Below are 11,859 nucleotides of genomic sequence, written 5' to 3'. Positions count from 1 at the left end.
CGATTCGATGTTTAGTAATTGGCAGGTTGTTGTTGAATTAATGTCTTTGTCTCCACATAAACTACCTAATTACCAACAAGGAATAAGAGCTATGAGGCTTATTCTATCAGCGTTATAAGCGACTTGTCGCCCCGACAGATTGATACCCTAATTCAGCAAGGCCCTTTTCAGAATTGTTATGAGTTATGAGTTAGAAGTTGTGAGTGTTGATTTGTGAGTTACAAAGTCTCTCGCCCGCCATGCAAAATCCCGGAGCTTTGGTGACTGTAAAAGCAGCCATCAAACCCCCAGGATTTAAGTTTTTCCTCTTAAACGAGGCTCAAATTATTACCAATGGGTGTGAGCTCAATCAGCAGTAGCCAATTCGGTACTGGCGCCGCCGCGCTTCCGGGTCAGGGTATTGAAAAGCATCTGACCGACTGCTTTAATCAAATTGCCTTCTAACTCCATGAACATTTTCATGTTCATGCCAAAAGCTGCATTAGCTTCGTCAACAATTCGCTCTGCAGTTGCTTCGTCAATCGGCAGTTCATTCATTGCCTGACGGTAGTTAGCTTTGAATTCTTTTTCATCAGGAATATCTTGGAATTCATAGAAAGCACTACCTTCTCCCTCGGAAAGATTCATCCCCCGCTGGGCAATTCCTTTAAGGATTTGTCCGCCGGATAAATCGCCAAGGTAGCGAGTGTAAGAGTGAGCTACTAACAGTTCCGGTGCGGTCGCCGATATCTCCCGAATCCGCTCGACGTAGGCTTTAGCTGCTGGTGACGGGGCTACTTGTTCGCGCCAATTGGCACCGTAGTAGTAAAATAAATCTTGCTCTAAACTTTGTTTCCGATTCAACTGAGAAAAGTAAATTTTTGAAATCACCGGATGCTGCTTTTGGCGTTCCATTTCCTCTTCCATTGCCGAGTAGACAAAGTAAAGGTTTCCTACTAACTTCCGGTAAGAAGTTTTTTCTACAACGCCTTTTAAAAAACACTTGACAAAACCGACGTTTTCTGCCATTGTGTGGGACTTTTTCGTTCCCTCACGCAATTTGGTCGCTAAATTGATGCTCATAAAAAAATTAGGTAAGTGGGAAACTCAGCGTCTTTAGACCTGAGAGGGAAACGGTAAGGCGGTTGAAACCGCTGTGAATCTTTCCATTACACGAGGATTGCTAGATTCGGTGTAATGAATGTAATGTACGAGCGAGGGGACACTTCGGCAACGCGATCGTGCATCGAAATTACGATCTCAAATTTTGCAACCTGCGATCGCATAATGTTTGCTCTTTCGAGCCTAATTGAGAGGGGTAGAAGAGACGACCTGCCAGGTCGTCTGTACTGCCCCGCGAGTTAACGGCCGATACTCGATTTAGGAAACTTATTTAACCCAATAAGTCTGTTTAATCCTAAATTTCGCTTGGCAAGGAACTAGCTGAGCATTCCCTGGTAGGTCTTTAACTCTTACCGTTAACGTAGTACCCAGGTACTGAGTCTGGTCAACTGTGGTTTAAGTCTGAGGCTAGAAGCCCAATGTCTTTAGACCTGGGTTGTTGACGCTATATTGTCCAACCTTCTATTTTTGTGATGGTTGATCCACGCGCCAAAAATCTCAAGTTTACCTAAGCATTTACCTTAGACCGATTTGATGAGAGATTGTATTAATTTTTATAACAAAACCTAGACTCAGCAGAAGGCATCCGAAGGTAGAAGGGACAAACAGTTGAGTCATTAGACCTCTTGCAAAAATAATTAGGACGGGCAAGATGCCCATCCCACAAAAAAAAATAACTCTTGTGGGTTGGGCAACTTGCCCGTCCCATCAATTGAGGAAAAGGATTTTTGCAAGAGGTCTATTAGTCCTTAGTCCTTGGCTGTTAGCGAATGACTACTGACTAATGACTAATGACTACTGACTACTGGCTAATTTAGATGTCCAAGTCCAGGAGGTTGAGTTTGGGGCCGTAGGTTTCGATGAATTCGCGGCGGGGGGCGACACGATCGCCCATTAAGATCGTAAAGATGCGATCGGCCTCAGCAGCGTCTTCAATCTCCACCCGTTTCAGGGTCCGAGTTTCTGGGTTCATCGTCGTATCCCACAATTGTGTCGGCATCATTTCGCCCAAACCTTTGAACCGCTGAATGGTGTAGTTAGCATTCGCCGGAAATTCATTGCGGATGAGACTGTTCCTTTCGCGTTCGCTGTAACAGTAGTAATGATTGCGTCCCCGTTCCACTTTATAGAGAGGAGGACAAGCAATATAGATGTAACCTTGTTCTACAAGTGCGCGCTGATAGCGGTAGAAGAAAGTCAGCAACAGCGTGCGGATGTGGGCACCATCTACGTCAGCGTCAGTCATAATAACGATGTGGTGATACCGCAATTGCCCCGGATCGAATTCTTCGCCTTTGATGCCCAAACCCAGGGCTGTAATTAACGACTGAATTTCGTTATTTTTGTAGATTTTGGCGTCGTCGGTTTTCTCAATGTTGAGAATTTTACCCCGTAAAGGGAGGATTGCTTGGAATTGACGATCGCGCCCTTGTTTTGCCGATCCGCCTGCAGAATCCCCCTCTACCAGGTATATCTCAGACAGGGCAGGGTCTCTGGAACTACAGTCCGCTAATTTTCCCGGCAAAGGAGAGGATTCTAAGACGGATTTTCGGCGCACTAAATCGCGGGCACGGCGGGCGGCTTCAGCGGCCTTAAATGCCTGAATTGCTTTTTCCAAAATAGCGTCCGCTACTTGGGGGCGAAACTCCAAATATTCTGTCAATACTTCGCCTACCAAGGAATCAACAATTCCCCGAACTTCTGTATTTCCCAACTTAGTTTTAGTTTGGCCTTCAAATTCCGGGTCTGGGACTTTGACCGAAATCACTGCTGTCAAACCTTCGCGAACGTTTTCGCCGGCGAGGTTGGGCTCGTTTTCTTTGATTTTGTTGCGCTTGCGGGCGATCGAATTCATCGTCCGCGTCAAAACTGCCTTCAAACCTTCTAAGTGGGTGCCTCCGTCGATCGTCCGAATGTTGTTAGCAAAACCTAGAACGTTATCGCTAAAAGCATCGACACACCACTGCAAAGATACTTCTATTTGCACGTTGTTGCGTTCTCCCTGCACGTAGATCACTTCTTCGTGCAAGGGCTGCTTTTCGCGGTTCATGTAGGTGACATATTCCTTGATGCCACCCTCGTAACAATAAGTTTCGACATGGGGTTCGTTACTTTTGAGCAATTCCAAGCGGCGATCGCCAAAGGTAATTTTCACGCCCGCATTCAAATAAGCCAATTCTCGCAAGCGTCCGGCAACCGTAGCATAATCGAACTCAATGCCAGTGCTAAATATCTGAGTGTCTGGCAAGAAAGAAACTGAAGTACCGGTACGATTTCCTTTGCTGGGCTTTGCCTGAAGTTCGCTGACTGGAAAGCCTCTTTCGTAGCGCTGCAAATGTTCTTTTTGGTCACGCCAAACCCTAACCTCTACCCACTCCGAAAGCGCGTTAACTACAGAAATACCTACACCGTGCAACCCTCCAGAAACCTTGTAACCGCCGCCGCCAAACTTACCGCCGGCGTGGAGTACAGTCATGACGGTTTCTATTCCCGATTTGCCAGTCTTGGCAACGATGCCGGTGGGAATGCCCCTACCGTCATCTGTGACTGTAACAGAACCGTCTGCGTTGAAGTCAACCTCGATGTGAGTGCAGTGGCCAGCCAGCGCCTCATCAATGGAATTGTCCACAACCTCGTAAACTAGATGGTGGAGTCCTCGCGGGCCGGTGGTACCTATGTACATCCCCGGTCGTTTACGGACTGCTTCGAGACCTTCGAGAACTTGAATTTGGTCGGCGCTGTAGCTGCTGGTCATACAAAAATAGCTCCAATAATGAGGTCTAAAGCCCCAAAAGCTTCTAAAATAGGAAAACTCCTAAAATTATAGCACAAAACCGTTAAAGGCGATGCTAGGGCTTTCTGAATGGAAATTTATTGGGGGGAGGGAGGGGAATAGTTTTGAGATTACTTAGCGACTCGGGCGGGCCTCGCGCGGTGAATCAGTGGAGGGAGAGAGGGGAAAGCATGGACAGGAGAGGATTTGAGAGTTTTTATAGCGAAATGTGCGACAGCTTATGCCTAGATTAATTACGATTTGCGGGGCGACGGCGACGGGGAAGTCGGGAGTGGCTTTGGCTTTGGCGGAGCGACTACAATCCTCGATCGTGAGTGCGGACTCCCGTCAAGTGTACCGCGAATTTGACATTGGAACCGCAAAACCGACGGCGGTCGATCGCGCTTGTGTACGGCATCACTTAATTGACATCTGCGATCCGACAGAAACAATGACACTGGCAGATTACCAGCAACAAGCTCAAAATTTAATTGCTGTTGGCGATTTTCCTGTTTCTCCCCCCCTGTTGTTGGTGGGAGGGACGGGCTTATATATTAAGTCTGTAGTCAGGGGTTTGAAAATTCCCAGGGTAGCACCCATGCCCGAATTGCGATCGCAACTTGCGTCCCTCGGACAATCTCTATGTTACGCGATGTTGCAGCAGGTCGATCGCTCTGCCGCTGAGAAAATTCACCTCAATGACCCAGTAAGAACTTTAAGAGCACTGGAAGTATTTTATGCGACAGGTCGCCCTATTTCCGAACTGCAGGGCGAAAATCCTCCCAATTATCCTATTTTACAAATTGGGTTGGATTGCGAAATCGAGGTTTTGGTCGATCGTATCAAACAGCGCACCGAACAAATGCTGGAACGCGGTTGGATCGCTGAAGTAGAATATTTGTGTAAAAAATACGGCTGCGATTTGCCACTGTTGAACACGCTGGGCTATCAGGAAATGAAACAATATTTGGCTGGCGACATTAAGCTTGAAGAAGCCAAAGAATTAACGATTTTGCACACGCGGCAATTTGCTAAGAGACAGCGGACTTGGTTTCGAGCTTATCCTGATATTGAATGGTTTGATGTTAGCACGCCAGATTTGCTAGAAAGAGTTTGGCAGAGAGTGCAGGAGTTTGTCAATTGATTTTATATCGATATTAAAGATTTTTTGAACCGCTGATTAACGCTGATTAACGCTGATGTAATTTAAATTGATTGGCGAGTTTTTAAAGTACAGTAAGTCGGATTTTTTCCGTTAACTTTGGCTGAGTAAAATTTCTTTAATTCTTTGCCGAAACAAACGCACTGCCGCACGCTGTCCGACTGTTCTGCTTTGTTCGATGAAACCGGGAATTTCTGCAACGGGTAAAAAAAAAGATTTTTTTTATTAACCGCAGAGAACGCAGAGGGCGCAGAGAAAGAGAAAAGAGAGAAATTAATAATTTGAGAAGCCGAAAAGCCGATTCCTCAAATTACATCTCGCGTACTTAATTAACTGTACAAACTCGCCACATATTCGCCGTAACCGTTATAGGGCAAAGTTGGGCGAGTTTCCCACGACCAACTGTTACCGGGGCCGACTATCCGTTCGCTGGCCTGCGACCATCTGGGGTGCGGCTTGTCTGGTTCGACATTTGCTTCAAAGGCGTATTCGTTGGGACCGATTGTATTCCAAAAAGTGGCGGGCTGTTGTTCGACAAATTCAATTTTGACGATCGACTTTGCGCCCTTAAAACCGTATTTCCAAGGAATCACTTCCCGCAGCGGCGCACCATTTTGTTTTGGTAATCTTCGGCCATACAAGCCTGTGGCAAAAAATGCTAAATCGTTGGCCATTTCTTCAATTCGCAGACCTTCGGTATAAGGCCACGGATAAAATTGCGACATCAAACCGGGACCGGGAGTTATTTTGGGGTCGTAAAATGAGGTGAAGCGAACGAATTTAGCGTTCGATTGCGGTTCGACATCAGCTATCAGTAATTTCATGGGAAATCCTACCCACGGAACTACCATCGCCCAGGCTTCTACACAGCGAAATCGATAAACTCGTTCTTCGATAGGAAATTTCTTCTCGAGGTCGTCAATATCATAAGTGCGGGGATTTTTTACTAAACCACCTACTTCTACTTTCCAGTTTTCTGTTGGCAAAGCTTGAGCGGCTTGCCAAATAGATTTTGTGCCGCCGTATTCGTAAAAATTGTTGTATTTTGTAGCTAAGGCTTGGTCGGTAATCGCTCGATCAACTTTTGCAAAGGCGGGATTCCGGCTCAATCCTGCATATGCTTGGGTTGAGCTTTGATCCAGAGCAGTTTTTGAGCTAGCATTGCTTTGGCAGCCGGTCAGCGGCAGCAGAGAAGCAGTCACGCCGGCACCAATTAAATTTGTCATGAAGCGGCGGCGGTTGAGAAAGGCTGTTTCTGGGGTAATTTGGGGTTCGAGAATTTCCCAAGGTTTGGGAACGCGAATTAAGGGCATAAGTAATAGTTAAAAGTTAGTAGTTAGTTGGGCGAAAGTTGCCTAAGTTTTAATCTGTTAGTCGATTTGGGATTTGAGATTTGAGGTTTGAGATTGACTCCATAGCACAAAGAATCGCGGATATTTGGCAAGGCGTCGCTATTGCTTTGTTTTGCTGCGATCGCCCTGAAAGTATTCGCAATGACAGTATAACGTAATTCGGTAACAACTGAGATATTGCACCATTCTAAAGAACAGGCAAGATGCCTGTTCCACAAAGAATGATTTTCTTGGGGGTGGGCAGGAGAGCCCGCCCGTAAGATCGACCTATTAAACCTCGCTCGCAGGAAAGTCAGCAATTATTTAGGCGCGATCGACCGAACCAATTGTGGCGAAAATCTAGGAAACAATTATCATAAAGCAAAGATTCCAATTATTTAATTTGTCCACAGGAAGCGGCACGCACCGCCCCGCTTTCCTCCCCCACCAGCAAGTATGTCGGACGGGGGTCTCCAGCGGAAAGACAAATGAGTTACTGCACCAATCCCCATTGCCAAAATCCCCAAAATCTCGATCGCGCGACAATCTGCAAAAGTTGCGAGTCGAACTTGCTGCTAAAAGGTCGCTACCGAGTCTTTCACACCCTCGGTCAAAGTCTCACTTGCCGTACCTTCTTAGCAGCCGATGAAGACCAACCTTCGCAACCCCGCTGCGTCATTCAACAGTTCTGCGGACTATCCTGGGCCGCAGACGGTCCTCACCAGCTAAACCGGACATTTCTAGGCTCAGCCGAGCGGCTCGAGGAGTTGGGGAAACATCCCCAAATACCGAAACTGCTGGCATTTTTTGAAGTCGAAGGCTGCCAGTATTTAGTGCAAGAATACATCGAAGGCCGCAATTTAGCCGATCGGCTTTCAGAAAAAGGTGTTCTTAAAGAAATTCAAATTTGGTATCTACTGAGGGAATTTTTGCCAGTCCTGCAATTTGTTCACGACAATCAACTGGTTCACCGAGATATCAAACCGTCTAATATTATTCACCGCAAATCTCCCCAAGCATCCCCAGCTTTGGTAGGGAAAGAGCATCTGCATTCCCTGTCCGGGGAAGGTGGTAGAGGGCTAGTTTTAGTGGATTTCGGCGCGGCAATTCCTGCCAACAGCGGACCGCTCAAAATAGAAACGGTGATAGGTTCTGCCGAATACGCGGCCCCGGAACAAATTAAAGGTCAAGCAATTAAGAGCAGCGACATCTACAGTTTGGGCGTCACTTGCATTCACTTGTTAACGGGAATGTCACCCTTTGATTTGTTTGACATCAAAGCCGACAGTTGGGCATGGAGGCATTATTTGAAAGTACCAGTTTCGGCGCGACTCGGCCGCATCCTGGATCAAATGGTGCAGCGAGAACCATCAAAACGCTATCGATCGATTGAGGCAATTCTCACAGACATGAAATACGGCCCGGCACCGATAGACGTGATTCTTAGCAAACCCAAGTGGACTTTGGCCATGTGGGGAGCAAGTACGGTTGCCCTGCTTTCGGTAGTGCTGGGCTCTCGCTTGCCATCTCCTGCACCGCAGGCTTTCACTTCTTCTGAGCCTGTTTCTAGCATTCCCGAAATTCGGTTCAATCCGCCCCCGATGCAGGATTTCAGGGGTGAGGCATCGCCGTCAGGACCCGCAGTGCGGACTCTGGCGGATCAAGACAAAAACCCGGTTTGGGCCGTAGCAGTTGCTCCCTACGGCCGCGTGATTGTCAGCGGGAACAACGACGGCACAATTCACCTGCTGCACAAGCGTCACGGTAAGCTGCTCAAGGTTTTAGCAGGACATTCGGGGCCGGTGTGGTCGGTGGCCGTGAGTCCAGACGGCAGGACGATCGCCAGCGGTGGCGTTGACGGTACGATTAAATTGTGGAATTTCTATTCTGGCAGGTTAATTCAGACTTTGGACGGACACCAAGACGGCGTGTTCTCGGTGGTTTTCAGTCCCGACAGCCAGGTCCTGGCCAGTGTCGGTAAGGACAAAACTTTGAAGTTGTGGCAAGTCGAAGGCGGGGCCGAGTTGGAAACTCTCAAGCGGGTTTTTGACGAGGTGCAGTCGGTGGCTTTCAGTCCCGATCGACAAACTTTGGCGATCGGCAGCAGCGACGGTAAAATCAACCTGTGGAACTGGCAGACTGGGGAATTGAAAGAAACTCTTTGGGGTCATTCCGAGGCGGTTTGGTCTCTGGCCATCAGCCCCGACGGTCAAACTCTCGCCAGTGGCAGTTGGGACAAGACGGTGAAGTTGTGGGATATCAGCGCACATAATCACTCCCGGCAGTCCAACGGTTCTCTGCTGCGGACTTTAATCGGCCATTCCGACAAGGTTAAGTCCTTGGCTTTCAGTCCCGACGGAGACAAGCTGGCCAGCGCCGATTTGAGCGGGACTATCAAGCTGTGGCGGATGAGTTCCGGCGAAATGGCGGGCACGCTGAAGGGTCATTCTACCTGGGTGGAATTGGCTTTTAACCCTCAGGACAAAACTCTGATCAGCGGCAGTTTTGACGACACGATTAAGGTGTGGCGGCTTTCTCCTTGATTTTTGCGATCGCCCGGAGTTAGATATACACTTTTAAGAAAGGACAGTCTCAACAAACTCTGATTGGGTGGTGTGGCTGTCTTTTTCTTAGGTCAACCTTCATATAGCCTTTCTCAGTAACATGAGGGACTATCTGGCATGGGGCATTGGGCATGGGGCATTGGGCATGGGGCATGGGGCATTGGGCATGGGGCATTGGGCATAGCTCACCACGCTTGAGAACCGCTATATAACCTTTCTCAGTTAGAAATAAAAAATATCATGTGCGGTAAATTACCCATAATAAAAGTCGTTTGTAGTAAGGACTTTAGTCTTTATTAGCTAAAAGTTTTAACAAAGGACTCTTCGTCCTCCCTACAAACTTATGATGCTTATATCGCCGGACATGATATAACCACTGACTAATAACTAATGACTAATAACTAATGATATCAATTCCGGTTGTATCGGAATGATTAAACCACAGAGGGCACAGAGGACACAGAGAAAGAGAAGAGAGAGATGCATAATTCCGATGTCAACGGATTTGATATGACTAATGACTAATGACTAATGACTAATGACTAACAACTAAAACCAAATTCCCGATCGCGCTTCCGCTTTCCTGCATTTCGTGGGCGGCGGCAATCTCGTCTAAAGCAAACCGCCCAGCAATAACGTGGCGCAAAACTCCAGCTTTCAAACAAGTTGTAATATCTTCTGCAGCTTGTTGATGCGCTGCTTTGTCCATCGCATAAACTAGCACGTAATGAACGGTAAGATTTTTGTAAATTAAGGAGTACACTGGAATTTGAGGCGTTAAATCCGACTCTGAAGCATAAGTGGCGATCGTGCCGTTGCGTTTGAGCGCTTTTAAATTAGTTTCCAAATTGCTAGCAAAATCAACTTCAATTACGCGATCGACTCCTGCCCCTTTCGTAATTTCTTTGAGGCGCGCCACCACATCTTCAGCTTTGTAATTGACAATATAATCAGCTCCCGCAGCACTGGCAATTTCTGCTTTTTCCGCAGAACTTACAGTCGCAATTACAGTTGCTCCGCCCCATTTGGCTAATTGAATCGCATAATTTCCAACAGCACCCGCGCCGCCCGTAACTAATATTATTTTCCCCGAAACAGCACCATCTTTAAAAACGCAATTGTGAGCTGTCATTGCGGGTACTCCCAAACAAGCACCTTCTACAAATTCTGTATTATCTGGCAGAAAAACCGCTTGTTCGCTGGGTACCACCACATATTCGGCCGCCGTACCCAATCGGCGGGGCAATGTAGCTTCATAAATCCAAACACGTTCGCCAATTCGTGACGGCGACACGCTTTCTCCTACTGATTCAATTATTCCTGCACCGTCGTTGTGGGGAATGACTCGCTGGTGTCGCATTCTGAGTCCGCCCCAACCGCTGCGCTGCTTGACATCGGAGGGGTTAATGCCGGATGCGTGTACTTTAATCAGCACTTCACGTTCACCCAATTCGGGAACATCCATTTCGCCAATTTTGAGGACATCTTTGGCGTTGCCGATTTGTTCGTAGTAAGCAGCTTTCACAGTTGTTTTCTCCTGATGTTTTTAATCTTCAGAAACCCGCCCCGCGTTACTTTAGGCAATGCCGCCGTTAACGCGGATATTTTGTCCGGTAATCCACCGGGCTTGTTCGCTGCACAAAAAAGCCGTCACATCGGCAATATCTTCAACTTTTCCGAGTCTTCCCAAAGCAGTCATTTGGGTAAATCTTTGTATTTGTTCGGCGGTTTTGCCGACTGTGAAGAGTTCTGTATCTGTTGGGCCAGGAGAAATTGCATTGACTGTAATTTGCCGATCGCCCAATTCCTTAGCCAGCGATCGAGTTAACTGTTCCACCGCGCCTTTTGTGGCCACGTAAACCCCGTAAGTTGGCAGCATTATCGCGGTTGTCGAACTGGAAAAATTAACAATTCTTCCTCCCTCCGCCATGCGTTTAGCAGCTTCTTGACAAGCAAAAAACGTGCCTTTGACGTTAATTGCAAAAAGATTATCAAACTCTGCTTCGGTAACTTCGGCTACAGGTTTGGAAAGAGTTACTCCTGCATTATTGACTAAAATATCGATTTGTGAATAGGTTTCCTGAGTGCGATCGAACAAATCGCAAATTTCTGCGGTTTTGCTGACATCGGCTTGCACGGCTAATGCTTTGCCGCCCGCTGCTTCAATCGCTGACACAACCTCTTTAGCTTCTTCTGCGCCTCTGTTGTAGTTGACGACAACCGATGCGCCTTCTTGGGATAATCGGAGGGCGATCGCGCGTCCAATTCCCCGCGATGCACCAGTCACAATTGCTACTTTTCCTGCTAGTGATGCCATGAGATTTCCTCTGCAATTAGCGTTGATGCTGGTTCAAAATAATCATACTATTTTTTTCCGCATTCCGGTACAGAAACAAATTGAAAATATCACACAGTCAGAATATTCCTAGAAATCGCGCTTGCTAACTAACAGTTGTGGTAAAGTAGTCTCGGCTGTTAAAGTAAAATCTGTCAGGAACCTCAGCCTAAAGGCATGAGGCTTGAAGGAGAAATCTAACAAGCCGTTCTGACCAGCCTAAGTCTTAACTGACTACGTTTTTTGAGTCACGACACCCTGGAATGCGTAGCTAGTTCCTTGCTCTGTCGCTGAAGGTTAAACAGTTTTAAGGTCACTGAAACAGTGCTTTCAGCCTAACAAGCTCACTAAACATTGGCGAAGTACAGACGACCTGGCAGGTCGTCTCTTCTACTCCGAAAGGAGATTGAGGCAACCATACCTCACCGGAGGGGCAACCATACCCCTCCACCCCGTAAAGGTTTTAAATCAATGTAAAGCCGTCCTAAAAGGACGGGGTTTCAAATCCATATTTCTGATGACCGTAAATTCCGAGTTAGCAGAGCAGTATTTGTCCGCAGGCGATACCCTCCAGAAATCAGGAAAACTTGAGG

The 11,859-nt window shown here is 47.2% G+C and carries 7 protein-coding genes; 2 read left to right on the top strand and 5 right to left on the bottom strand.

Annotation, left to right across the window (positions count from 1 at the left end; translation table 11 throughout):
* Positions 1-345: 345 nt before the first annotated feature.
* The gene (locus ACUVJL_RS38195) at positions 346-1,062 is read right to left on the bottom strand and encodes a biliverdin-producing heme oxygenase (protein ID WP_445250569.1); all 717 of its coding nucleotides are present in this window, start codon (positions 1,060-1,062) and stop codon (positions 346-348) included.
* An 853-nt stretch (positions 1,063-1,915) separates the two neighbouring features.
* Entirely contained in the window at positions 1,916-3,856 is a 1,941-nt protein-coding gene (gyrB, locus tag ACUVJL_RS38190; RefSeq protein ID WP_445250568.1) for a DNA topoisomerase (ATP-hydrolyzing) subunit B, read from the bottom strand.
* Positions 3,857-4,115: 259 nt separating this feature from the next.
* Between gyrB and miaA the strand changes: the two genes are divergently transcribed.
* On the top strand, positions 4,116-5,018 hold the full coding sequence (gene miaA, locus ACUVJL_RS38185) for a tRNA (adenosine(37)-N6)-dimethylallyltransferase MiaA (RefSeq protein WP_445250567.1): 903 nt from the start codon (positions 4,116-4,118) through the stop codon (positions 5,016-5,018).
* A gap of 347 nt (positions 5,019-5,365) precedes the next feature.
* Here miaA and msrP read toward each other — a convergent pair whose 3' ends face one another.
* The gene (gene msrP, locus ACUVJL_RS38180; RefSeq protein ID WP_445250566.1) at positions 5,366-6,349 is read right to left on the bottom strand and encodes a protein-methionine-sulfoxide reductase catalytic subunit MsrP; all 984 of its coding nucleotides are present in this window, start codon (positions 6,347-6,349) and stop codon (positions 5,366-5,368) included.
* Between the two features lie 506 nt (positions 6,350-6,855).
* Between msrP and ACUVJL_RS38175 the strand changes: the two genes are divergently transcribed.
* The gene (locus ACUVJL_RS38175) at positions 6,856-8,910 is read left to right on the top strand and encodes a protein kinase domain-containing protein (protein ID WP_445250565.1); all 2,055 of its coding nucleotides are present in this window, start codon (positions 6,856-6,858) and stop codon (positions 8,908-8,910) included.
* Positions 8,911-9,466: 556 nt separating this feature from the next.
* Here the strand turns inward: ACUVJL_RS38175 and ACUVJL_RS38170 are convergent.
* Together ACUVJL_RS38170 and ACUVJL_RS38165 are read right to left on the bottom strand one after the other, a co-directional pair.
* Positions 9,467-10,456, bottom strand: a complete 990-nt coding sequence (locus ACUVJL_RS38170) for an NADPH:quinone reductase (RefSeq protein WP_445250564.1) — start codon at positions 10,454-10,456, stop codon at positions 9,467-9,469.
* A gap of 51 nt (positions 10,457-10,507) precedes the next feature.
* Positions 10,508-11,248, bottom strand: coding sequence for an SDR family oxidoreductase (locus ACUVJL_RS38165; RefSeq protein WP_445250563.1), 741 nt, complete (start codon positions 11,246-11,248; stop codon positions 10,508-10,510).
* Positions 11,249-11,859: the final 611 nt, after the last annotated feature.

Origin of the sequence: Microcoleus sp. OTE_8_concoct_300, assembly GCF_031383065.1 — a bacterium.
Taxonomy (GTDB): Bacteria; Cyanobacteriota; Cyanobacteriia; order Cyanobacteriales; family Microcoleaceae; genus Microcoleus.
Note: the sequence above shows the minus strand (reverse complement) of the source record. Positions and strands in the feature narration are given on the sequence as shown.

Coding starts and splice junctions, on each gene's coding strand:
- ACUVJL_RS38195 (WP_445250569.1), bottom strand. CDS start 1,062: ATGAGCATCAATTTAGCGACCAAATTGCGTGAGGGAACGAAAAAGTCC.
- gyrB (WP_445250568.1), bottom strand. CDS start 3,856: ATGACCAGCAGCTACAGCGCCGACCAAATTCAAGTTCTCGAAGGTCTC.
- miaA (WP_445250567.1), top strand. CDS start 4,116: ATGCCTAGATTAATTACGATTTGCGGGGCGACGGCGACGGGGAAGTCG.
- msrP (WP_445250566.1), bottom strand. CDS start 6,349: ATGCCCTTAATTCGCGTTCCCAAACCTTGGGAAATTCTCGAACCCCAA.
- ACUVJL_RS38175 (WP_445250565.1), top strand. CDS start 6,856: ATGAGTTACTGCACCAATCCCCATTGCCAAAATCCCCAAAATCTCGAT.
- ACUVJL_RS38165 (WP_445250563.1), bottom strand. CDS start 11,248: ATGGCATCACTAGCAGGAAAAGTAGCAATTGTGACTGGTGCATCGCGG.